General features: G+C 38.6%; 24 protein-coding genes. 12 read left to right on the top strand and 12 right to left on the bottom strand.

Features of this window, described 5'->3' with window-relative positions; translation table 11 throughout:
- Positions 1-161 precede the first annotated feature (161 nt).
- From AC58DT_RS03155 to AC58DT_RS03140, 4 genes are all read right to left on the bottom strand, one after another.
- Complete coding sequence (locus tag AC58DT_RS03155; RefSeq protein WP_497215358.1) at positions 162-653, bottom strand: DUF6843 domain-containing protein; 492 nt, start codon at positions 651-653, stop codon at positions 162-164.
- 74 nt (positions 654-727) lie between these two features.
- A complete protein-coding gene (locus AC58DT_RS03150) occupies positions 728-1,078 on the bottom strand; it encodes a hypothetical protein (RefSeq protein WP_497215356.1) in 351 nt (116 codons plus the stop codon).
- Positions 1,079-1,326: 248 nt separating this feature from the next.
- A complete protein-coding gene (locus AC58DT_RS03145) occupies positions 1,327-1,671 on the bottom strand; it encodes a hypothetical protein (RefSeq protein WP_497215355.1) in 345 nt (114 codons plus the stop codon).
- Positions 1,672-2,027: 356 nt separating this feature from the next.
- Entirely contained in the window at positions 2,028-2,213 is a 186-nt protein-coding gene (locus AC58DT_RS03140) for a CsbD family protein (protein WP_202336452.1), read from the bottom strand.
- Positions 2,214-2,369: 156 nt separating this feature from the next.
- Here AC58DT_RS03140 and AC58DT_RS03135 point away from each other — a divergent pair, with 156 nt between their 5' ends.
- The 5 genes from AC58DT_RS03135 (at position 2,370) to AC58DT_RS03115 (ending at position 7,379) form a co-directional block, all read left to right on the top strand.
- Positions 2,370-2,921, top strand: coding sequence for a SixA phosphatase family protein (locus AC58DT_RS03135; protein WP_497215354.1), 552 nt, complete (start codon positions 2,370-2,372; stop codon positions 2,919-2,921).
- Between the two features lie 76 nt (positions 2,922-2,997).
- Entirely contained in the window at positions 2,998-3,462 is a 465-nt protein-coding gene (gene smpB / locus AC58DT_RS03130) for an SsrA-binding protein SmpB (RefSeq protein WP_497215353.1), read from the top strand.
- A 78-nt stretch (positions 3,463-3,540) separates the two neighbouring features.
- The gene (locus AC58DT_RS03125; protein WP_497215352.1) at positions 3,541-6,021 is read left to right on the top strand and encodes a DUF5686 and carboxypeptidase regulatory-like domain-containing protein; all 2,481 of its coding nucleotides are present in this window, start codon (positions 3,541-3,543) and stop codon (positions 6,019-6,021) included.
- 11 nt (positions 6,022-6,032) lie between these two features.
- Positions 6,033-6,803 (top strand): dienelactone hydrolase family protein, encoded by a 771-nt coding sequence (locus AC58DT_RS03120; RefSeq protein WP_497215351.1) that lies wholly within the window; start codon positions 6,033-6,035, stop codon positions 6,801-6,803.
- A 60-nt stretch (positions 6,804-6,863) separates the two neighbouring features.
- Positions 6,864-7,379 (top strand): GNAT family N-acetyltransferase, encoded by a 516-nt coding sequence (locus tag AC58DT_RS03115; protein WP_497215349.1) that lies wholly within the window; start codon positions 6,864-6,866, stop codon positions 7,377-7,379.
- Here AC58DT_RS03115 and AC58DT_RS03110 read toward each other — a convergent pair.
- Positions 7,376-8,017 carry a protein-L-isoaspartate(D-aspartate) O-methyltransferase gene (locus AC58DT_RS03110; protein ID WP_497215348.1) on the bottom strand — a complete coding sequence of 214 codons (642 nt, stop codon included), beginning with the start codon at positions 8,015-8,017 and terminating at the stop codon, positions 7,376-7,378. The genes AC58DT_RS03115 and AC58DT_RS03110 overlap by 4 nt on opposite strands.
- Before the next feature lie 152 nt (positions 8,018-8,169).
- Between AC58DT_RS03110 and AC58DT_RS03105 the strand changes: the two genes are divergently transcribed.
- Genes AC58DT_RS03105 through miaA form a run of 7 tightly spaced genes read left to right on the top strand, consistent with a single transcriptional unit; the run spans position 8,170 to position 15,245 of the window.
- On the top strand, positions 8,170-9,138 hold the full coding sequence (locus tag AC58DT_RS03105; protein ID WP_497215347.1) for a Gfo/Idh/MocA family protein: 969 nt from the start codon (positions 8,170-8,172) through the stop codon (positions 9,136-9,138).
- 20 nt (positions 9,139-9,158) lie between these two features.
- Entirely contained in the window at positions 9,159-10,049 is an 891-nt protein-coding gene (locus tag AC58DT_RS03100) for a 3-hydroxybutyryl-CoA dehydrogenase (protein WP_497215346.1), read from the top strand.
- 51 nt (positions 10,050-10,100) lie between these two features.
- A complete protein-coding gene (locus tag AC58DT_RS03095) occupies positions 10,101-11,339 on the top strand; it encodes a DUF1015 domain-containing protein (RefSeq protein ID WP_497215344.1) in 1,239 nt (412 codons plus the stop codon).
- Between the two features lie 26 nt (positions 11,340-11,365).
- Positions 11,366-12,037, top strand: a complete 672-nt coding sequence (locus AC58DT_RS03090) for a YggS family pyridoxal phosphate-dependent enzyme (RefSeq protein ID WP_497215343.1) — start codon at positions 11,366-11,368, stop codon at positions 12,035-12,037.
- Positions 12,038-12,061: 24 nt separating this feature from the next.
- The gene (locus AC58DT_RS03085; RefSeq protein WP_497215341.1) at positions 12,062-13,441 is read left to right on the top strand and encodes an exonuclease domain-containing protein; all 1,380 of its coding nucleotides are present in this window, start codon (positions 12,062-12,064) and stop codon (positions 13,439-13,441) included.
- A 38-nt stretch (positions 13,442-13,479) separates the two neighbouring features.
- A complete protein-coding gene (locus AC58DT_RS03080; protein ID WP_497215340.1) occupies positions 13,480-14,328 on the top strand; it encodes an ion transporter in 849 nt (282 codons plus the stop codon).
- Positions 14,328-15,245, top strand: a complete 918-nt coding sequence (gene miaA / locus AC58DT_RS03075; protein WP_497215338.1) for a tRNA (adenosine(37)-N6)-dimethylallyltransferase MiaA — start codon at positions 14,328-14,330, stop codon at positions 15,243-15,245. The genes AC58DT_RS03080 and miaA overlap by 1 nt, the downstream gene beginning before the upstream one ends.
- 34 nt (positions 15,246-15,279) lie before the next feature.
- Here the strand turns inward: miaA and AC58DT_RS03070 are convergent, their stop codons facing one another.
- The 7 genes from AC58DT_RS03070 to AC58DT_RS03040 form a co-directional block, all read right to left on the bottom strand.
- Positions 15,280-15,996: a response regulator transcription factor gene (locus tag AC58DT_RS03070; RefSeq protein WP_062620724.1), complete on the bottom strand. Its 717-nt coding sequence runs from the start codon at positions 15,994-15,996 to the stop codon at positions 15,280-15,282.
- 4 nt (positions 15,997-16,000) lie between these two features.
- Positions 16,001-17,560, bottom strand: coding sequence for a sensor histidine kinase (locus AC58DT_RS03065; RefSeq protein ID WP_497215336.1), 1,560 nt, complete (start codon positions 17,558-17,560; stop codon positions 16,001-16,003).
- Positions 17,561-17,633: 73 nt separating this feature from the next.
- Positions 17,634-18,221 (bottom strand): dephospho-CoA kinase, encoded by a 588-nt coding sequence (coaE, locus tag AC58DT_RS03060; protein WP_497215334.1) that lies wholly within the window; start codon positions 18,219-18,221, stop codon positions 17,634-17,636.
- 31 nt (positions 18,222-18,252) lie between these two features.
- The gene (locus AC58DT_RS03055) at positions 18,253-19,203 is read right to left on the bottom strand and encodes a CdaR family protein (RefSeq protein WP_497215332.1); all 951 of its coding nucleotides are present in this window, start codon (positions 19,201-19,203) and stop codon (positions 18,253-18,255) included.
- A 26-nt stretch (positions 19,204-19,229) separates the two neighbouring features.
- Positions 19,230-20,231, bottom strand: a complete 1,002-nt coding sequence (locus AC58DT_RS03050; RefSeq protein WP_497215331.1) for a glycosyltransferase family 2 protein — start codon at positions 20,229-20,231, stop codon at positions 19,230-19,232.
- A gap of 70 nt (positions 20,232-20,301) precedes the next feature.
- Positions 20,302-21,807: a T9SS type A sorting domain-containing protein gene (locus AC58DT_RS03045; protein WP_497215330.1), complete on the bottom strand. Its 1,506-nt coding sequence runs from the start codon at positions 21,805-21,807 to the stop codon at positions 20,302-20,304.
- A 267-nt stretch (positions 21,808-22,074) separates the two neighbouring features.
- Positions 22,075-22,816 (bottom strand): T9SS type A sorting domain-containing protein (locus AC58DT_RS03040; protein ID WP_497215329.1); only part of this gene is annotated, 742 nt, incomplete at its 5' end.

The raw sequence follows: 22,816 nt of genomic DNA, 5'->3' as shown, positions 1-22,816 counted from the left end.
AACAGTGCTCCAGAATGTAGCATGGCTTTTTTTAAAAGCACCAAATTTGGCTCATTCTCAAGTCCAATCAAAAAAACAAAGCCGCTTAAAACGGCTTATATTGGTTCGGACTTAAAAATTTAAGGGGTTGTGCAACGGTTACTATTGTTGTATGCCGTTTTTTATTTTTCATTTATCAGTTCTGTTGTCTTGAATGAGAACATAGTCAAATCGTGCATTTTCTTTTCTACATTCTTGTATTTCCCTACATAAAATGTGATAATTGGACAGGTTTGATATGTTCCTGTACTGTCCGTTTTGCTTCCAGTTCCAGAGTGTTGTTCTCCAAAAACATAAACCGAATCTTTATCAAATTTCACGTCTTTATCATAGAAATTTAAAAATCGGATTTCTTGTCTGTTATTGTCTTTAACGTAATAATATTTGTTAAACTGCCAACCGAACTCCGCCTTAAACTTTGTAATCAAAAGTCCGTTAGTGTCAATTTCATAAATCCGTTTTCCATTTTCCAATTTTTCTTCTTTTCCTTTTCCGTCACAAAGGCTAATTTTTACTGGTCCAGTATAACCATCAGGAATTAGCGTAATCGTATCAGTCGCACTATTTGAGCAACTAAAGAGTAAAATTGAAGTCAGTATTATTAAGTATTTCACGGTTCTCTCTAATGGCATACAACTATTATATATCAAATGCAGTATATTTTCCATGTTTCTGCTAATATATTAATTTATCCCTTCCCTACCACCGCCAGTAGCGTATCTACCTTTGTTTTTAGTATCCTATTCTCCTCCTCCAGTTGTGCAATGCGTTGTGCTTGGGTGGTGTCTTCGGGTACGTTTGTGGTGTAGGTTTGCGGCAATTGCGCGGCCAGGTCTGCAAAAAAATTGTGCTCTACCGCCACACATATATCCCAAAGCACATTGCATTGCAAACTCTTGCGCTCCTCATAATCTTGAACGGTCGCCCTGCTCCGGTTCATTACCCGCGCAAGTCCAGATTTGTTAATGCTGTTTGTTTTATAATAGGTTTTCAGTAAATTCCCTAAATGTGGAGGTATTAATTTCTTCTGTGTTTTCATTTTTAGTAGTCTTTATAGTTAATTAGTGTTTTTTGTAAGATAAAATCCAACAGCTGTATGTTTTAGCCTAACACGTGTAAGGTATTTTCTAACAGAAGTATGTTTTAACCTTACATTTATTAGGTGTTTTATAACAAAAGTATGTTTTAGACTTACTTGTTTTAGATTGTTTCTAACAGCTGTATGTTTTAGCCTTACGGGTGTTAGGCAATCTCTAACAGTTGTATGTTTAAGGCTAACAAAATTCATTATTCTTTTGGCCCGCCCTTCTTTTTCTCCCTTTTTCCCTGCTTCTCAAACCGCCACGCCAACTCCCCCATCGCGCTTTGTGCGTGGGGAACGCCCGCCTTTGCAGAAACCTTGTACATTCCATAGTGCGCTAGCCCCGTGCCGTAGGCCTCGTGCCCTACGATGCGCTCCACGTCTTTCAGCAGATAGTTTAGTCCATTTATGCTGCTGCGCAGGGTTTGCAGTTGTTTAAATAGTTTTAGGTCTGTATCTGTGTTATCGTTGAGCAGTACTGGGGGCAAGATACCCGCGCCAATGCCGTTCTTGAGCCGCACCACATCTTCCACAAAGGCCAGGTTGCGCACGTCTAGCGAGCGGTAGCGTTTGCGTTCCGCATCAGTGAGAGTGCCTTTGGGCAGCAGCTCCCTTATTTCCTGAATTTTTTGAAGTATAAGCGCCAAGGTGGCCTCGTCCAGCGTTTCGTGGATCTGGTTGTAGCTTATGTTTGCCATAAGTAATCAATAAAAAAGTTATACAATATACTATAAGCGGCAGGAGCCGCAACTGGGGAGAGTGCTAAATGTAATAAAAAAACAGAAAGACTAAAGCGGAATTTTTTTCAAAATTTGAAAACAAAAAAAAGACCCCTTAAAATCTCAATAACTTGAAATTTTAAGGGGCCCGGCTTCAAATAAAGTGGTAATTAAAGTTTAGGTGAAAACTACCACTTGTCAATCTTTTCCTTCAATTTTTCTTTAGACTCACCTGTCTTCTCTTGAAGGCGACCAAGCAATTCATCAGATTTTCCTTCGGCATACTTTAGGTCATCATCGGTAAGGTCTGCATATTCTTGTTTAAACTTACCTTTTACTTGGTTCCATTTTCCTTTAAACTGATCTTCGTTCATAGCTTTTTTGTTTTAAGTTAAATTAATTTTTCTTTTTCGTTTTATAAAATTACAACAGTTAGCATCCTATTTATAATAATGAAATATTAAAGATTCAGCCGTTTTAGTTATAACTTTGCCAATGAGTCTTAAAAAATGTTATTTAAAAAAAAATTTATGAAACATTTCATCGTACTGTTAACAATATTGCCATTTTTTACATTCTGCGGCCAACAAAAGAATAAAGAAGAAACCTCACAGACTCCCCAAACCCAGGAAAGTATTTCTGGTAATTACAGCGCCACCTATTACCTTATACGCCATGCCGAAAAAGTGCGCACAGACCCTAAAGACCCAGATCCTGCCTTAAATATAGACGGCATGGTGCGCGCCAAGCGTTGGGCCACCTATTTTGAACCCATCAAGATTGATGAAATTTACATTACCAAATACATGCGCACCAAGCAGACCATTTCGCTCATAGCACAGCAAAAACAGATTTCCCCAAAGCGCTACGACCCCAATACTGTTTATTCGGAAGAATTTTTAAAACAAACGAACGGCAAGACTGTGCTTATTGCGGGCCACAGCAACACCACCCCGCAATTGGTAAACCAGCTAATAGGCGAAGAAAAATTTGAGGATATGGACGATAATGATAATTCCACACTTTTTAAGGTAACCATAAACGGCAGCGACAAAAAGGTAGAAACCATTACTGTTGAGTAGTGAGTAGTAGATATTGAAATATTAATTATTCATTAAACATCATACATTTTTCATTATTCATTCTACTTTTGCACCTATGGCAATTCAGAAAAACGTAAAAATAAAAAACCGAAAAGCTAAGTTTGAGTACGAAATTCTCGATACCTATACTGCCGGCATTGTGCTTCGAGGTACCGAAATTAAAGCCATACGCGAAGGCAAGGCATCTATTGCCGAAAGTTTTTGCGATTTCAGCAATGGGGAGCTTTTTGTGATTAACATGACCGTGCAGGAATACAGCCACGCAACACATTACAACCATTCCCCAAAAAGCGAGCGCAAGCTACTATTGAACCGCAGCGAACTAAAAAAACTGGAAAAAGAAGTAAAAAACAGCGGACTTACGATAATACCCCTATTACTCTTCACCAATGATAAAGGTTTGGCCAAGGTAGATATTGCCCTTTGCCGCGGTAAGAAAGAATACGACAAACGCGAAGCCATTAAAGAACGCGACTCTAAAAAACAGCTAAGCAGGATTAAAAAGGCTTTTAATAATTAATTCATAAAAATTTTACTGGCACACAAGCTTTTGGTATTTTGGTTGAAGAATAAACCATAGTACCCATTGTTCCTTTTTATGAAAAAAACAATCCTTGTTTTTCTACTTTTTTCAACGTATTTTCTTCAAGCCCAAATAATCGGGAAAGTCACTGATACCAAAGGTCAGCCCCTGCCCTACGTAAACATTTATCTTCAAGATAGCTACATAGGCACCACCACAAATGACGATGGTAATTATTCACTAAATGTAGCTGAAAATACTGATTACAAAATCATCTTTCAGTTTTTGGGTTATAAAACCTTGACCAAAACCATTTCCCCCAACGTTTTTCCTTTTATTCTAAACGTTTCCCTCGAGGAAGAAACCACCAGCCTAGATGAAGTTGTGGTTAACACTTCAGAAGATCCCGCTTATCGTATCATTCGAAAGACAATCGCACAACGCAAAGAAAACCTAGAAAAGCTAAGTGAATACTCTGCAGACTTTTACTCACGCGGCCTCTGGAAAGTAAAGAACGTACCCGAAAAAATAATGGGGCAGGAAGTGGGTGATTTTGACGGAATGCTTGATTCTACACGTACGGGCATCATTTACCTCTCAGAAACCATCTCAGAAATAGCCTACCAAAAACCCGATAAATTCACTGAAAAAATAATTGCCAGCAAAGTAAGCGGGAACGATAACGGCTTCAGCTTTAACAGTGCACAAAGCGCCAATCTTTCTTTTTATGAAAATACGATTGAATTAAACGCAGCTCTCGTTTCACCCATTGCCAATAATGCGCTGAGCTATTACAACTATAAATTGGACGGCGTTTTTTACGAAGGCCCCAAACTTATCAATAAAATAAAAGTCATTCCCAAACGCCCAAATGACAGGGTTTGGCAAGGCTACGTTTATATAGTTGAAGACGATTGGCAACTTTACGGCGTGGAACTTTCTACAACTGGCGCCGCCATACAAGTGCCCTTTGTGAGCAATTTGATGGTGAAGCAGAATTATAAGCACGATACTACAAATGAGTTTTGGGTGAAAATTTCACAATCCGTCGATTTCGGTTTCGGTTTTTTGGGAATGGAGGGCGATGGTCGTTTTATAGCCGTTTACAGCAATTATGAATTTAAGCCACAGTTTACCAAAAAATCCTTTACCAACGAAGTGCTTTCCTTTAAACCCGAGGCCAACAAAAAAGACAGTCTGTTTTGGAGAGGTAGCCGCCCCGTGCCCTTAACTGATGAAGAGCTTAAGGATTACCTAAAAAAAGACAGCATTCAGGTTTTAAGGCGCTCCAAGCCCTATTTGGATTCGCTCGATGCCAAGTCAAACAAACCTGGTGTTTTGAGCTTGTTAACAGGCTATGCCTTTAAAAATTCCTTTGAAAAATGGTCCGTCGGCTATGAAGGCCCGTTGCCCAACATAAATTTCAATACCATACAGGGATGGAAGAGTACGGCGGGACTAACGTTTAACAAATGGTACGATGATAACCAAACCAATACCCTTTCGGCAGCTCTTCGTGCAGATTATGGCATTGCGGAAGATAGACTTCGGTTTACGGCAGACATTCTTCGGAATTTTAATTGGACCGATAAATTGCGTATTTCCCTTTCCGGAGGAAGCACAGTGACCCAATTTAACGCTTCCGAACCTATTTCACCACTTATAAATACTTTCGCCACCCTTTTCTTTGAAAGAAACTATATGAAGCTGTACGAGCTTAATTTCGGACGAATCGGCTACAGTCAGGAAGTTTTTAACGGGCTGCACCTGTATGCCGCTGTGGCTTATGAAAACAGAAAGCCGCTTTTCAACAATACCGATTATGTTACCATTCCTTTTGATGATGTAAGCTACACGAGCAACAACCCATTGGCTCCAAACGATTTCAACAACGCTGCGATTGAGGAACACAACATTGTAAAGAGCAAAATCCGCACGCGAATCAACTTCGCACAAAAGTATTTTTCGAACCCTGATATGAAATTCAACATTGGCGACAACAAATACCCTGAGTTAAATCTTTCGGTGGAAAACGGAACGGCGATTACTGAAAGCTATTATGATTACACCCAATTTGAAGCCAGTTTGAACCAATCCATTTCCTTGGGAAATAAGGGCCAGTTCTACTACAATTTAAAAGGGGGAACATTCGCAAATGGCGATGGAATCTCGTTTATTGATTACAAACACTTCAACGGAAACCAAACGCGGGTGGGCACTTCGCCGAATTATACCAATGTTTTTAACTTGATGCCCTATTACGATTTCAGCACCAACAAAAGCTATTTTGAGGGACATTTGGAGCATGATTTCCGCGGGTGGATTTTGGGGAAAATCCCCGGAATCAATCAAATCAACCTCAACTTGGTAGCTGGCGCACATTTTTTAAGTACCGAAGAAAGAAAACCATATTCAGAATTTTCCGTAGGTATAGATAACCTTGGCATTGGTAAGTTTAGATTGCTACGTGTAGATTATGTACGGTCGTACTACAATGGCGGAAGTGATGGGGCCTTCATTTTTGGATTGAAGTTTTTGGATTTGTTAGGGCTTTAAATAAAATTATTATGAAAACCATATTTAAATTAATACTCGCCTTTTCGTTTTTCACAAGCTGTATCCCGATGCAAAAAGTGCCGAAAGATGCAGTAATGACAGACTTTTTCCACTTTCAAAAAGCGAAGGATTACGATGCTTCCAAATGGGCGGTATTTCTTCCCGGAACCGGTGGCTTGCGGATTTTTAAGGACACAACGCATTATTATGACGTTGCCGAAAAACTCAACGCCGAGGGAATTTCGGTTTTGCTGGTTGATAATGCCGCAGCTTATAAAGCTTCCAAAAGAGACGTGGACGAAGAGGAACCCGCACAAATTCTTTGGACGCTGGAAGAAGCCTTAAAATGGGCAAAACAGAAAGGAAAAATTGATCCCAATTCTGATGGAAGTATTGTGGGGTGGTCGCGCGCAGGCTTGGGTTTAATTCCTTTGGCAAATGACGCTTCAGAACTTGAAAGGCTTAAAGTGAAGAGCATTGCAATGTTTTATCCTGCAAATGGTTACGAAATTCAACTTAAACCAAAAGTTCCAGTGCTCGTTTTGACAGGCGGAAAGGACAGAATCGTAAAAGTTGATGATATTTTGAAGTATATGATAGCCGAAAACGCAACCATTAAAGTGTATGACGATGCATATCACGGATACGATGTAGCAAGTTTGGAAAAAGGAAAGTATTATCGCTATATTCCCTTTATCAGCAAAAAGCATTACCTTTTGAAATACAACGAAGAAGCCGCAAAGGAGTCGACAGACGAATTAATTAAATTTCTAAATAAATAAATTTACTGCGCTTCTGCGATATTTTTTTCCGCAAAATCACAAAGTTCACAAAGAGAAATTATGGCAATACCCTTTCCTATTATAATTACCGAGCGGTTAAATCTGCGGAAAATAATTCCAAGTGATTTGGATAGGGTTCACTTTTTACGTTCCGACAAAGCAATCAATAAATACATAAAACGGGAACCACAAACTTTGGAAACCGCCAAAGCACATATTGAAAGATTGGATTCAAATCTAAAAAGGGATATAGCCATCGCTTGGGGAATTACAACCAAAGAATCAAATGTATTGATTGGCTCAATTTGTCTTTGGAATTTCTCTGAAGATAAAAAAAATGCCGAAGTGGGTTACGACCTCGACCCAAAATTTCAAGGCAAGGGAATTATGAGCGAAGCACTAAAAGCGGTTTTGGATTTTGGCTTTAACCAAAGAGGTTTTGAAACCATCGAAGCTTATACAGATTTTAGGAATATTCCTTCAAAAAAGCTCTTAAAACGACATGGATTTATTCCAAGTAGGAACAAACAAGATGCTGATAACCAAAACAATGAAGTGTATTATATAAACCGTTAGTTTTTGTCTTCCAAAAGTGGTACAAATCGGAATTCCCCATACTCTTCTTTTTCAAATTCGGTCTCAGATTTACGTAAAAACACGGTCATAATTTGCGTATTTTCACCTACGGGAATGACCAATCTTCCACCAATTTTCAATTGCGCCAACAACGGGTTTGGAACAAAAGGTGCTCCGGCCGTTACGATAATTCCGTCAAATGGAGCTTCCTCCTCCAGCCCAATATAGCCATCTCCAAATATCAGGCGTTTGGGTTTGTAACCAAGTTTTGGTAAAAAAAGTTTTGTCTTTTTGAAAAGTTCGTTTTGCCTTTCAATTGTATAAAGTGTTGCACCAATTTCCAAAAGCACTGCCGCTTGGTAGCCACTCCCCGTTCCTATTTCAAGTATTTTATCGCCTTTTTTAACCTCTAGAAGTTCCGTTTGGCGGGCAACGGTATAGGGTTGCGAAATGGTCTGGTCTGCAGCAATTGGGAAAGCTTTATCAACATAGGCATGGTCCACAAACCCAGAGTCCATAAAAAGATGCCGTGGGATCTTGCCAATGGCCTGCAGAACATTTTTATCAACAATCCCTTTCTCCTTAAGGGTTTCGACCAATTTTTTACGCATTCCTTGGTGTGTAAATGTATCTTTCACGGCTTGTTTATTTTAAACCACAAAGTAACCAAATTTGTTATCAAAGCACAATTTACATTTGCATAAATATGTATCAATAACTTGTAAACTCTAATCCCATAACCTTTTCAACTTTCCCCCGAAACACGTACATTTGTGAAAAACACACGCCAATGCTAAAAGCGGGAGTTCTGGGTGCCGGTCACTTGGGAAAAATACATTTGAAATTGCTGCAACAATCCACAAAGTATGATCTTGTGGGTTTCTTCGATGCCAGCAAAAAAGCTTCGGAACAAATAGAAACTGAATTCGGCTACAAAAGCTTTCCTTCCATGGAAAGCCTTATAAATGCTAGCGACATGGTGGTTGTAGTAACACCCACCAGCGCTCATTTTGAATGTGCTGAAAAAGTAATAAAAGCTGGAAAACATCTTTTTATTGAAAAACCAATCACACAAACTGTTGCGCAAGCTGAACAGATACGCGATTTGGCCAAAGAAATGAAGGTACGCGGACAAGTAGGACAAGTGGAACGCTTTAATCCGGCATTTCAGGCAATTAAGGATAAAATCCACAACCCAATGTTTATTGAAACGCACCGTTTGGCGGAATTCAATCCGCGCGGAACAGATGTTTCGGTGGTTTTGGATTTGATGATACACGACATCGATGCAATTTTAAGCGTTGTAAAAAGCCCTGTAAAAGCTGTGAGCGCAAGCGGAGTTTCGGTAATTAGCGAAACTCCAGATATAGCAAATGCCCGAATTGAGTTTGAAAACGGTTGCGTGGCAAATCTTACCGCAAGCCGCATTTCACTCAAAAAAATGCGGAAGGCACGTTTCTTTCAGCGAGATGCCTATATTTCAGTGGATTTCCTGGAAAAGAAATGCGAAGTTGTAAAAATGAAGGACGCTCCAAAGGAAATAGACGATTTCGCAATGGTTTTGACCAATGCCGAAGGTATTAAAAAACAGATCTATTTCGAAAACCCAAAAATAGAAGCCAACAACGCCATACTAGACGAACTTGAAAGTTTTTACGAAGCCATAAAAGCTGATAGAACGCCGGAAGTATCGCTTATGCAAGGCACCGAAGCGCTTCGGGTTGCAATGTTGATAATTGAAAATTTTAAGAAAATATAAATCACATAAAGTTCATTTTAATGAAAAACGTAGCAGTAATAGGCGCAGGAACCATGGGCAACGGTATAGCCCACACCTTCGCACAATTCGATTATAAAGTACAATTGATTGATGTTCAACAAACATCGCTTGACAAAGGTATTGCCACCATTACCAAAAATCTGGACAGAATGGTAGCCAAAGAAACCATTACTGAAGCCGATAAGCAACGAACCCTCAAAAACATAACCACCTACACCAATCTTGAGGAAGGTGTGGAATACGCAAGTCTTGTAGTGGAAGCAGCTACAGAAAATGTAGATTTGAAGCTGAAAATTTTCCGTGATTTGGATAAATTCTGTCCTGACGATACCATTCTTGCTAGTAATACTTCCTCTATTTCAATTACACAGATTGCTTCGGTAACGTCGCGACCGGGAATGGTTATCGGGATGCACTTTATGAATCCGGTGCCGATTATGAAATTGGTGGAAATCATTAAAGGTTACAGCACCAGCGAAGAAACATTCAAAATTGTTGAGGAGCTTTCCAAAAAACTGAACAAAGTGCCCGTAGAGGTAAATGATTACCCAGGTTTTGTGGCAAACCGCATTTTGATGCCGATGATAAACGAAGCTGTTGAAACACTGTACAACGGCGTGGCTGGCGTGAAGGAAATTGATACCGTAATGATGCTCGGAATGGCGCACCCAATGGGCCCACTGGCATTAGCAGATTTTATTGGCTTGGACGTTTGCCTTTCAATTTTGAAAGTGATGCACGAAGGCTTCAAAAACCCTAAATACGCCCCTTGCCCGTTATTGGTTAATATGGTAAGGGCAGGAAAACTGGGCGCCAAAAGTGGTGAAGGTTTTTACGACTACAGCCAAAACCGAAAAGCAGAAGACATTTCAAAGATGTTTTCAAAATAATTACTTGTAGGCTGTTATTGCAACTTCCACTGAATACTGAATACTGAATAAATGGCAAAAATTATCCCCTTTAAAGCCGTCCGCCCTACGCGGGACAAAGTGAGTCTTCTTGCAGCACGTTCCTATGACAGCTATACGGCAATGCAAGTAGAGTCGCGCTTGCGGGACAATCCGTTTTCGTTTTTGCACATTGTGAATCCGGGCTATAAATACCAAAAAGAAATTTCAGGTGAAGAACGTTATGGCTTGGTCAGAAACCGCTATCAGGAGTTTAAGGAGGATGGCATATTTATCCAGGATGAAAAGCCTTCATTCTATATTTATAAAATTGTAAACCGGGACGGACTTGAGTTTAGCGGTATTGTTGCCGCCGCAAGTGTTCAGGATTATGCAGATGATGTTATAAAAAAACACGAGGACACACTTGAGTTTCGGGAATTGATCTTTAAAGAATATTTAAAAACCGTGGGCTTCAACGCTGAATCTGTACTCCTCACCTATCCTGACAATCCTGAATTGGAGGAGATAATAAACTCTGTGATGTTGAGCCGTCCAGAATATGAGTTTACAACCACTTATCGCGACACGCATTATGTATGGAACGTAGATAATGAAGAAACCCTGCAAAAAATTCAAGAAATTTATAGTGAAATGCCTTCATTATACATTGCCGACGGCCATCACCGCTCTGCTTCTTCTTATTTATTGGCGAAGGATTTAAAGGAAGAAAACCCAAACCATACAGGCGATGAAGCTTATAATTTTTTTATGAGCTACCTCATTCCTGAAAGCGATTTAAAAATATACGAATTCAACCGTTTGGTAAAAGACCTTAATGGTATGGAAAAAGAAGAGTTTCTAATAAAATTGGATGAATTTTTCCGAATAGAAAACCGTGGCATGGAATATTACAAACCCTCAAAGTTGCATCATTTCAGTATGTATTTGGATGGTGAATTCTATTCATTATACCTACGCAAAACAAAATATGAAATAAAAAACGCCTTGGATGCTCTAGACACACACATTCTATACGTAACAATTTTAAAGCCACTGTTAGGTATTGAAGATCTCCGCAACGATCAACGCATAGAGTATTCCCACGGAAAAAAGGATTTGGCATATGTTAAAACCGCTGTGGATTCGGGAACCTTCGCCGTAGGTTTTGGGTTGTTGCCCGTTACAACAGAAGAAATAAAAATGATTGCAGACGAAGGCTTAAAGATGCCTCCAAAAAGTACTTATATTGAACCAAAGCTTAGAAGCGGCGTTACTATTTACGAATTCTGAAAAAAGAAGAAAGAAAAAGAAAAAAGATGACTATTTCAGAGAATTTAAAAAAATTCAATAAAGAACTGCCCGATAACGTTACGTTGGTAGCGGTTTCCAAAACCAAGCCAACTAGTGATTTGATGGAAGCCTACAATGCCGGGCAGCGCGTTTTTGGTGAAAACAAAATACAGGAAATGGAGGCCAAATGGCAGGAAATGCCAAAGGATATAGAATGGCATATGATTGGCCACGTGCAGCGCAATAAGGTGAAATATATGGCACCGTTTGTGAGTTTGATACACGCGGTGGATAGCCTGAAGCTTTTAAAAGAAATCAATAAAGAAGCAGAAAAGAACGAGAGAACAATTAATTGTTTGCTTCAAATAAAAATAGCCGAAGAGGACAGTAAATTTGGGATGGAGGAAGCAGATGCCGTAAAAATTTTTTCGTCTGAAGAATTTAAAAGACTTCAAAACGTAAAAATTGTTGGCCTGATGGGAATGGCAACATTTACCGATGATGAAAAGCAGATTTCGGAAGAATTTCAGAAATTGAAAAAAATATATGACCAATTCAGAATTCAATCCCGAAACTTCGGGACAGAATTAAGAATTTTGAGTATGGGAATGAGTGGCGATTATAAGGTTGCAATTGAAAACGGCAGTAACATGGTGCGCGTGGGCAGTGCCATTTTTGGTGAACGGAATTATAATTAATTAGGGTAGTGAATAAAAAATTTGATGTACGCAATTTTAGACATAGAAACCACGGGCGGGAAATATAATGAGGAAGGTATCACCGAGATTGCAATATATAAATTTGACGGTCACAAAGTCGTAGACCAATTTTCAAGTTTGGTAAATCCAGAAAAACCCATTCAACCTTTTGTTGTAAACCTTACGGGAATTAACAATGAAATGCTTCGGCACGCGCCAAAATTTTATGAAGTGGCCAAACGTATCATTGAAATTACCGATGGCTGCATTATGGTGGCCCACAATGCGCTTTTCGACAATAGAATTCTTACAACAGAATTTGATCGTTTGGGATATCAATTTGAGAAAGAAACCCTTTGCACCGTTGAACTTGCAAAAAAATTGATTCCAGATATGCCTTCATACAGTTTGGGTAAATTGGTGCGCTCTTTGGGAATTCCGCTCAGTGACCGCCACCGTGCGCAAGGTGATGCAAAAGCTACCGTAGCACTTTTCAAGTTGTTGCTGGCCAAAGACACTTCAAAAGAAATAATAACAGAAACCTTACGAAAAGATCCAAAACGACAACTAGAGCCCAAGCTTCTTGATATCATTGAAAATGCTCCCTCCGAAACAGGCGTGTATTATATGCACAACGAAGCAGGAAACGTAATTTACATTGGTAAAAGCAAAAACATAAAAAAAAGGTTACTGCAGCATTTTACTAATGACAACCGAAAATCAAAAAAAATACAACTAGAAGTAAAGTCGGTTACTTTTGAAAAAACAGGCAGTGAACTGGTTGCCTTATTAAAAGAAACTGAAGAAATAAAACAGAACAAGCCTTTGTTCAATAGAACACATCGGCGCACTCTTTTCACACACCAGTTAACATCTTTTGTGGACGAAAAGGGTTATATAAACCTAAAAATTGAAAAGGCTGATGCCAGAAAAAAAGCCATTACCACTTTCAGCAATTATCAACAGGCAAAATCTACACTTTTCAAAATAACAGAGGACAACCAACTTTGCCAAAAACTTACAGGGCTTTACGATACCAAAAAACAATGTTTCAATTTTACTATAAAAGAATGCTATGGGGCGTGCGTAGGTAAGGAGTCGGTGGAAGAATATAATAACCGTGTAAAAGCATTTTTGGAAAAAAGCAGCTACGATAACCAAAATATGTTAATCATAGATCGCGGAAGGGAAATTGAAGAACGTTCCGTTATTTTAATAGAAAATGGAATTTATAAGGGTTATGGGTTTTATAACTTGAATTATCAGATTAACAATCCTGAAATTCTAAAATCTATTATTAACCCGATGCAGGGCAGTCGCGATGTGCAACACATTATCCAGAATTATTTACGAAGGAATAAAGTACTTAAAATCGTAAACCTTTCTGCCAATACAGTTAATTAAGCTAAAGTTGCTTATTTTAGTCCTTCAAAAATTTCATATTGAAACCAACCAATAAAAGATCCTGGCGTTACCGACTTCACGAAATCATTTATGAGGCCGATACACCCATGGGAAAGCTCTTTGATGTAATACTACTTATTCTTATTTTACTAAGTATTGTGCTTGTTATGCTGGAAAGTGTGCAGGGAATTGATGCAAAATATCACGAGATACTTTACATTGGAGAGTGGGTCATCACCATATTTTTCACTTTTGAATACATTGCACGCATTATAACAGTAAAAAAACCGAAAGCTTACATTTTCAGTTTTTACGGGATTATCGACTTTTTATCAACCATTCCTCTTTATATATCCTTTCTTTTTGCGGGCAGCAGTTTTTTATTGTCCGTACGTGCGTTGAGGCTTTTAAGAGTTTTCAGAATTTTGAAATTAGCCCGCTACGTTGGCGAAGCAACAAAATTGCGCAGGGCATTAATAAGCAGTAGGGCGAAGATTCTGGTTTTTCTATTTGCAGTGCTTGTAATTGCAGTAATTGCGGGTACATTGATGTACATCATAGAAGGACCCGAAAACGGTTTTAAAAGCATTCCCACAAGTGTGTATTGGTGTATCGTAACTCTTACTACAGTGGGCTTTGGTGATATAGCCCCCGTAACTCCTTTAGGCCAATTATTGGCAACGGTCATTATGATTTTGGGTTATGGAATTATTGCCGTTCCCACAGGAATTGTAAGCGCTGAATACACAAGGAGTACAGATAAGGACTATGTACACGTAAACACACAGTCCTGTAGAAATTGTGGGGCGCAAAGACATCGGGATGATGCAAAATATTGCCATGAATGTGGGGAAGAATTAAACCCTAAAAGTCACATAGAAACATAATGTCTTCAAAAAAACCATTGCTAATATGTGTAGTGGGTGCTACGGCTATTGGCAAAACTTCTTTAGCTATAAAACTTGCAAAAGCTTTTAATACCGAAATAATTTCGGCAGATTCACGTCAGTTTTTTAAAGAAATGAATATAGGCACTGCAGTTCCTTCAAAAGAAGAGCTGGAAGCCGTTCCGCATCATTTCATTCAAAACAAAAGTATTTTTGAGGATTACTCCGTTGGCGATTTTGAAAGGGACTCACTTGCATTATTAAAAATTCTTTTTAAAAAAAACACAGTGGTTGTAATGGTTGGAGGTTCGGGATTATATGTAGATGCCGTGATAAAAGGTCTGGATAATTTTCCAGAGGTGCCTTCGATAATTAGAGACCGGTTAAATTTTGAATTGGCTGAAAAAGGCATTGAAGCACTTCAAAGGGAACTAAAAAATATAGATCCCGAATATTATAAAAAGGTTGATATTCATAATCCACACCGATTGGTTCGCGCTTTGGAAATTCATAGAGCTACCGGCAGGCCGTATTCATCTTTTCTTAGAAAGGAAAATTCAAAAAGAGATTTCAATACTATTTTTATTGGCTTAACTGCAGAACGGGAGCTAATTTACAATCGTATAAATCTTAGGGTAGATATTATGATGGCAGACGGACTACTAGATGAAGCTAAATCCCTACTATCTTTTAGAGACAAAAATGCTCTGCAAACAGTGGGCTATCGAGAGCTTTTTGAATATTTTGACGGTAAAATTTCTTTGGAAGAAGCCATTTCAGAAATTAAAAAAAATACCCGAAGGTTTGCAAAACGCCAGAATACATGGTTTAAAAAAAACGAAGCTATCAACTGGTTTGGTTATGATACCCAACCGAACGAAATTATAGATTATATAAAAGAAAAAAACGCCCTATAAAGGCGTTTTTTTACACTTATCTTAATATTTACAATTAATTGTCCACTTCACTCTTCACCACCAAACGGAACCCTTCACCATGAATATTGATTATTTCCACACCATCATCCTTACTTAGATATTTCCGAAGTTTGGCTATGTAAACGTCCATACTTCGTGATGTGAAATAATTGTCATCTCTCCAAATTTTTGTCAATGCCAGTTCACGTGGCATCAAATCATTTTTATGAAGTGCCAAAAGGCGCAGCAATTCATTTTCCTTTGGGGAAAGTTTTATTGGGGTTTCTTTGTTATAGGTCAAGAAACGCAGTTTGGAATTTAAGTGGAAATTGCCCACCTGAAATTCAAATTGCTTACTGTCTGCAATAGAATCAGTAGCTTTTCTTTGAATAATTGCTTTGATTTTCATCAAAAGCACCTCGCTATCAAAGGGCTTATTTAAATAATCATCTGCTCCTACTTTATAGCCTTTAAGCACGTCCTCTTTCATGGCTTTTGCAGTAAGAAATATAATCGGCACATCTTCGTTTTTCTCACGAATTTCCTTTGCAAGTGTAAAGCCGTCTTTGTATGGCATCATTACATCTAGTATGCAAAGATCGAAATCGTCTTTTTTAAATTTCTCAAAACCTTCCATCCCGTTTTTAGCGTGGGTAACGTTATAATCGTTCATGGCTAGGTAATCTTTCAATACTGTCCCAAAGTTGGGATCGTCTTCAACAAGAAGGATTTTTTTGTTTTCTGTTTCCATAATTTTAAGATATTAAGTGTAGTTTTATAATAAAAGTGCTGCCTTTTCCTTTTTCGCTTTCTACGTAAATTTCGGCATCATGATCGTCCAAGATGCGTTTTACATAGGCCAGTCCAAGACCGTGCCCTTTAACGTTGTGTATATCACCTGTGTGTTCTCGGTAAAATTTTTCAAATATTTTTTTCTGGACAGGCTTGCTCATTCCCATGCCTTGATCACGAATTTTGAGGATGATGCTATTTTTTACATTTTCTGAATAGATGTCAATTTTGGGCTCATCTTCAGAATATTTAATTGCATTGTCCAGAATATTTACTATTACATTGCTTAAATGTGATTCATTGGCCAAGACAGTTGATTTTAAAGCTCCGTAATGGGTGTTTATATATCCTCCCCTATCTTCTACAATAAGGCTTACGTGAGAAATGGCTTCTTCAACTATATCCTTTAAATCCAAGCGTTCCTTAGGAAGATCTAGTTCGTTCTTTTCAAGTTTAGAGATTCTAAGAACATTCTCAACTTGGGCATTCATTCTTCTGTTTTCGTCCCTTATCATCCCCAAGTAACGATCTAAAAATTCCCTATTATCCTTAACTTTAGGATTTTTAAGTGAATCCAGTGCCAGATTAATGGTTGCTATGGGAGTTTTGAACTCGTGGGTCATGTTATTTATAAAATCACTCTTTATTTGTGAAATTTGCCTTTGTTTGTAAATCTGTGATATTGCACTGGAATATGCCAAGATTATCACTGCCGTAAACACCAACGAAAGTATGGCCATCCCTAAAATACTATTTAGAACTAATTTTTCCTTTTCTGAAAAGTTTACATATAGTTCATAATTGTTTTTGTTTTCATTTACAAAAAGCGGTACTATATAGGTACTTCCGTCGTCAAATTTAAAACCCTTGGAGCGTACTTTAGTTTCTAGGTTGTTGCTGTAAATAGCAAATTCAAATTTAGATTTTAACCCTCTTTCTTTAAGCTCTTTAGCAATAAGGCTCCTTACCTCTTCTTCATTTACCCTTTTATAAATTGGCACCATTGCCGTTACATTGCTAACAAAGTCCTCAAACTGCTTTCGTTCATAATCTTTCATTCTAGAAAAAGACTCCACGCGTGTATCAGTCATGGTTATTCCATCCAATCCTTCAGAAATTTTAGTTTTTGTCTTCCTGCTGGTAAGTTTACGGAACTGAACGCTATCCATATCAGAATCAAAAAGCCCCGAAGAAAGTTTATAATCCTGTTCTAAAATTCCGTCGGTATATATATAAGTTTCATTTGTAGCTTTATTTTGAATTCTATAGGCCAGTTCTGTAAAACTTTGATTGTCTGGGATTTGAATGCTGTCTACATATGCACTATAAACCTGATAGTAAGCTTCGTTTTCTCTTAGTTGGATTTCTTTTGCAACCGATATCAACACTTGCTTTGAGTTGATTGTAAACTGTTCTGCTTTTGTACTATAAGCATTTGATATCCAATATCCTTGAACGAAAACTATTCCCAACAATGAGAGGCTCATGAGCGCTATAAGCAATACGAATAGCTTTTTGTTCATACCTCAAAAGTAAGATTTTAACATTTAGTGACTTGTCCATTTAACCAAATGTTAACAAAAGAAGAGAATGGATTTAAGAAGCTTTTAAAAGAAGTGTTTTATGTATTTCTGTAACTCGTTTTTTTGTGGCCTCAAGGTCTATATTATTTACTACAATATCAGCTAATTGTATTTTATCTTCATCGCTCCATTGATTGTCCATTCGCTGTTCTATTTCAGCTTTTGAAATTTTATCACGTGCCAAAATACGCCTTATTCTTATAGGTTTTGGAGCAGTTACAAGGATGACCGTATCGCATTCTTTATAACTACCATTTTCAAAAAGTATAGCAGCTTCTTTTATTACATATGAAGTATGCTGTTTTGAAACCCATTTTTTAAAATGTGCCGCAACCTTGGGATGGATTATTTCATTTACGGACTTTAGCAGGCCTTTGTCATTAAAGATTTTTTCGGCAACAAAAGCGCGATTTAGACCTTCTCCAGTATATGCTTCCTCACCAAGTAATTTTACCAATTTACGATGAATGACCTTGGACGAATTGGTCAATTTTTTTGCCTCTACATCGGCTATATATACGGGCACACCAAGCTTCGAAAACATTTTTGCTACTGTAGTTTTTCCACTCCCTATTCCACCTGTAAGACCTACAATTTTCATTTCTTATTATTTTGAACAGCCAAAAGCTAAATTATTTAAAGATCAGAAAATCAATCTTTTTTGGCTCAAAAACCACATTCCGAACATTCGGAGGCATTTTTTCCAGTATGGGAAGCATAAAATTTTCCTCCTTATTTCTTTTGGAATAATCACATATTACCCGAAAGCTATCTTTCGAAATTTCGGAAAAATCATTCACCGATACATCGTATGAAACCGTAACATTTGGGGAAACCAATTTAATATCCAAATCTGGAGGCAAATTAATTACCTCAATAGGAAGCGTAAATTTTCCTTGTGAAAATTCGGCTACTTTTAGGCTCACCAATATTTTATCGGGTTTTATAGAGACAATCTCATTGTTGTTGTTTATAATTTTTACAGTTTTGGAAATATCTTTTTCAATATTTTCAATTGAAATCACTTCTGTTTCTATTGCGCCTATGTTTTTTAGACTGCCGGAAGGACCAGATATAACAACAGAATCTGGAGATACATTAATACTGTCAATAGGTTTAAAACCATCTTTGAAGGTAAAACTATGCTTCGGAATTACCTTAACTTTTTTCAAAACAATTGGATCCAAAAAAACTTTTAGCTCTTCAACAGAAAGGTTTTTTATAGCCAAGTTTCTATTGAAGTTGGAAGAGACCATACGGTTTAATTCACTCTTTGTAATAGTAAAGTGATCTTTTTCCTTATTATAATATTTATTTATTTGTAGTTCAATAGTTGGCTTTTTAAATTTGTAAAATAATATTTCAAAACCATTTGCGGTAAGGTCAAAAGTAATGTTCTTTAAATTTCCCTCAGATAATGCAGCATTTTCAGGAACGTTTTCATATTGAATTTTAGCAACCATAGTAGCGGTAAATTCCCTACTAAACTTGGTTAACACCCAAAAAATAGCTGCGACCAATAAAAAGAAAAGAAAACGCTTTACTTTAAGATTTTTGTGCTTTTTAAAAAATCCTTTCGACATATTTTTATTATTGGGCATCAATAAATTTACTTAAAAAATAAAAAGGGAAATTGTTTCTGGGGATCTTTCTTTAGAAAATTTATAAAAATGGTTGACATAGCAAACGCTATTCCATAGCCAAAAAACTGAACAAATACAGCTTTTATTGAAAGTATACCTATATATATACTTTTATTCCTTAAAGAAGAATCTACAAGGAGAAGAATTAAATATAAAGTGACAGGAACTAAAAACAAGGGTGAAACAATAATTGAGAGCAATAACGTAAGCAATACGAATATCACAAAAATAGTAGGAAACCAATATGTTATTTTAGCCGCCGAAGGGTGCCAACTATTTAATATAGGACGTACCAATCCAAACTTTTTTACTTGTATATAAAATTTTTCCCAAGAAATTCTGCGTTTGTGATATACAAATGCCTTGGGAAGAAATGTAGTATTGTAGCCTGCTTTTAATATACGTTGTGAAAGATCAGGGTCCTCTCCAGGGTGAATTTTTGAATAACCTCCCGTTCTCTCAAAAGCTTCTTTTGAAATACCCATGTTAAAACTTCGGGGTTCAAAACTATTGATGCTTTTCACACTACCTCTTATTCCTCCTGTTGTAAAAAAAGAAGTCATGGCATAGTTAATAGCCTTCTGCAAAGGTGTAAAACTTTCATGGGCAGCATCTGCACCACCAAAACAATGATAATAATTTTGGTTTAGAAATTTATCCACAACAGTTAAATAATGTGGAGGCAACAGGCAATCAGAATCAAGAATTATAAAATAATTTCCTTTTGCGCGCTTCATTCCATAGTTTCGAGACTCTCCCGGACCAGAATTATTTTTATAATAGTATGAAATAGAAAGTTTATTTGAAAATTCCGCTACTACACTTTCTGAAGTTTCAGTGGATCCATCTTCTACTAAAACTATTTCAAATTCATTTCCAAAATCCAAATTCACAAAACTCTCCAAAAGTTCCTTTACTTCTTGAGGACGGTTAAACACAGGGATTATAAAGGAATAATTTATTTGCATCGGGCAAAGTTAATCAAATAAAAAAAGCCACCCACTTTCGTGGATGGCTTTTCATATCAATTATGAAAATCTAGTTCTTCAACACTTTGTAAGTTCCGGTTTGTCCATCAACAGTCACTTTCATAATGTAAGTTCCCGCTGTAAGACCAGAAAGGTTGATGTCAGATGTGGTAGCACCAATCTCAGTGCTGATAACCTGCTGACCCAATAGGTTGAACAGAGATACAGATTCTATATTGCTGGCAGATTTCAAAGATAGAACCTCAGTGGCTGGATTTGGATAGTAAGAGAATCCTGCCAGTGCATTATCGCTAACGCCCAACGAATCGCAAGTACCGCTCCAAATGTAAACACCGTCCATTAGTGGATCTGGAATGCCCCAGGCCGCACCGTCAAACTGCGCTGTAGGATTGCCTATAGCTGTAGAAGAGGTAACTACCCAGAAAACACTTCCGGTAGCACCACCATCGGTAACAGAAAGCTCAATCCAGTAGGTGGTAGGAACACCAGCCTGACCGTTGAAGGTAAATGGCGTAACGCTCATCTCAACCTCGTTCACGTCAAAACCAAAGTTGCTGCCGATAACCGCCTGGTTGTCGATGGTAACAGAGGCCTCAGAACCAATTAATGATCCAGGAAGACCAGCTGCGTCATCATAATAGTTAACATCAACGTTAGAAATACCTCCGTTGGCGAAAATACTAGCTGTAATATTCTCCAGTGTGAAGTTCTCGTCAGCCGCTACGGTAACATCGTTAGCAGTCATAAAGGCCGCAGCAGAAGAACAGTTGAAACCATTCTCAAAAGTACCGTCGTTAGGGTTCTCCTCATCACAAGCGCCGCCACCGCCGCCGATAGGAGCACAATCACCTTCCCAAATGTAAACGCCGTCCATAAGTGGATCCGGGATACCCCAAGCTGCACCGTCAAACTGTGCAGTAGGGTCGCCTACAGCTGTAGAAGAAGTAACTACCCAAAATACACTACCTGTTGCACCGCCATCGGTAACAGAAAGTTCGATCCAATACTTAGTCGACATACCCGCTTGTCCGTTAAAAACAAATGGTGCAACGGTCATCTCAACTTCGTTCACATCAAAACCAAAGTTGCTTCCGATAACTGCTTGGTTGTCGATAGTAACAGAGGCCTCAGAACCAATTAATGATCCAGGAAGACCCGCTGCGTCATCATAATAGTTAACATCAACGTTAGAAATACCTCCATTGGCGAAAATACTCGCTGTAATATTCATTAGAGTGAAATTTTCATCCGCCGCAACTGTAACATCGTTAGCAGTCATAAAGGCCGCTGCAGAAGAACAGTTAAAGCCATTCTCAAAGGTACCGTCATTAGGGTTCTCCTCGGTACAAGCCGCCAAGTAAGTTGGGTTATTCATTCCCAATGCAGAAATGTCCATTGATGGAGCTGCATTCTCAGAAATGGTAATAACTGGGTTTACATCAGTTCGTTGCTGTTCAAAAACAACAGGACTATTAGTACCCATCATTTTAATTTGTTCTTGGCTAAACCCAATAGCACAAACAAAAAAGAACATCATAAGAGTAATTTTCTTCATAATAATTTAAGTTTTAAGTTAATTTGGCACTAAGGTATTCAAAAAAAAAATTGCAACAAAACTTTAACGCAATATATTTAACAATATAATAATCTCTTCAATAAGATAAACATCTGTGAATTTAATAATACCGCCAACAATTATCATATTCATTGAAAAATCAACATTTCCATCCGCTGCCATCCCAAGGACAGGATATAACCCAAAAAAAAACCACCCGCCAATGGCGGGTGGTCCTGTTGTTATGGCCAAGTAACTTGCCCGGGGCTAGTCCTTGAGCACCTTGTACGTGCCGGTCTGGCCGTTCACCGTCACCTTCATCAGGTAACTGCCCGTGCTCAGCCCGGATATGTCAAGCTGCGTTGCGGCAGCTCCCACCCTGCTGTCCAGCACGCGCTGGCCAAGAAGGTTGTAGAGTGACACGCGCTCGATGTTGTCCACGCTCTTAAGGTTGAGCACCCCAGTGGTCGGGTTCGGGTAATAGCTGAACCCGGCTATCGAATTGTCCGAGACCCCAAGGTTCGTACCGTCTATCACGATGTCGGTAACCGCCCCAGTGTTCAGAACGAAAACATAGTAGGCCTGGCCCGCAAGGGTAAAGATCGACGCCGAGGTGCCCGGAACGCACTGGTTGGTGTTCTGCGGCACCAGCACAAGGTCGGTCTCCGTGGCGTTCTCGTCAGGAGCGGTATAGAAGGTCACCGAGCTGGCACCGCCAGGGGTAACGATCATCGCGTTGGCAGTCCCGTCGCCACCGGCAACGAAATTGTACCAAACGCCGTTGGCGCCCGTAAGGTCGCAGCCCTGTGGGTTGCCGTCCTCAGTGGTAGCGGCAGGCATCGCAACCGAAGGGTCCGTGTAGGGGAACCCTATCTCGTCGACATCGATCGAGTTCACGATCATATCGTTGGGCGGAGGCGTAGGCATACAGGTAACGTCCATCGTGAAGTTGCCGGTGGCACCGCCAAAGCTGTGGATCAGTATGTAGAACTTCGTGTTCCCATCAGTG

The organism is Aequorivita sp. CRS11 (assembly GCF_059693805.1).
This window is presented reverse-complemented; position numbering and strand designations above follow the sequence as displayed.

Bases quoted from the DNA above. Each gene is read 5' to 3' on its own strand.
- AC58DT_RS03150 (WP_497215356.1), bottom strand. From the start codon at position 1,078: ATGAAAACACAGAAGAAATTAATACCTCCACATTTAGGGAATTTACTG.
- AC58DT_RS03140 (WP_202336452.1), bottom strand. From the start codon at position 2,213: ATGAACGAAGATCAGTTTAAAGGAAAATGGAACCAAGTAAAAGGTAAG.
- AC58DT_RS03135 (WP_497215354.1), top strand. From the start codon at position 2,370: ATGAAACATTTCATCGTACTGTTAACAATATTGCCATTTTTTACATTC.
- smpB (WP_497215353.1), top strand. From the start codon at position 2,998: ATGGCAATTCAGAAAAACGTAAAAATAAAAAACCGAAAAGCTAAGTTT.
- AC58DT_RS03125 (WP_497215352.1), top strand. From the start codon at position 3,541: ATGAAAAAAACAATCCTTGTTTTTCTACTTTTTTCAACGTATTTTCTT.
- AC58DT_RS03120 (WP_497215351.1), top strand. From the start codon at position 6,033: ATGAAAACCATATTTAAATTAATACTCGCCTTTTCGTTTTTCACAAGC.
- AC58DT_RS03115 (WP_497215349.1), top strand. From the start codon at position 6,864: ATGGCAATACCCTTTCCTATTATAATTACCGAGCGGTTAAATCTGCGG.
- AC58DT_RS03105 (WP_497215347.1), top strand. From the start codon at position 8,170: ATGCTAAAAGCGGGAGTTCTGGGTGCCGGTCACTTGGGAAAAATACAT.
- AC58DT_RS03100 (WP_497215346.1), top strand. From the start codon at position 9,159: ATGAAAAACGTAGCAGTAATAGGCGCAGGAACCATGGGCAACGGTATA.
- AC58DT_RS03095 (WP_497215344.1), top strand. From the start codon at position 10,101: ATGGCAAAAATTATCCCCTTTAAAGCCGTCCGCCCTACGCGGGACAAA.
- AC58DT_RS03090 (WP_497215343.1), top strand. From the start codon at position 11,366: ATGACTATTTCAGAGAATTTAAAAAAATTCAATAAAGAACTGCCCGAT.
- AC58DT_RS03085 (WP_497215341.1), top strand. From the start codon at position 12,062: ATGTACGCAATTTTAGACATAGAAACCACGGGCGGGAAATATAATGAG.
- miaA (WP_497215338.1), top strand. From the start codon at position 14,328: ATGTCTTCAAAAAAACCATTGCTAATATGTGTAGTGGGTGCTACGGCT.
- AC58DT_RS03070 (WP_062620724.1), bottom strand. From the start codon at position 15,996: ATGGAAACAGAAAACAAAAAAATCCTTCTTGTTGAAGACGATCCCAAC.
- AC58DT_RS03065 (WP_497215336.1), bottom strand. From the start codon at position 17,560: ATGAACAAAAAGCTATTCGTATTGCTTATAGCGCTCATGAGCCTCTCA.
- coaE (WP_497215334.1), bottom strand. From the start codon at position 18,221: ATGAAAATTGTAGGTCTTACAGGTGGAATAGGGAGTGGAAAAACTACA.
- AC58DT_RS03055 (WP_497215332.1), bottom strand. From the start codon at position 19,203: ATGTCGAAAGGATTTTTTAAAAAGCACAAAAATCTTAAAGTAAAGCGT.
- AC58DT_RS03050 (WP_497215331.1), bottom strand. From the start codon at position 20,231: ATGCAAATAAATTATTCCTTTATAATCCCTGTGTTTAACCGTCCTCAA.
- AC58DT_RS03045 (WP_497215330.1), bottom strand. From the start codon at position 21,807: ATGAAGAAAATTACTCTTATGATGTTCTTTTTTGTTTGTGCTATTGGG.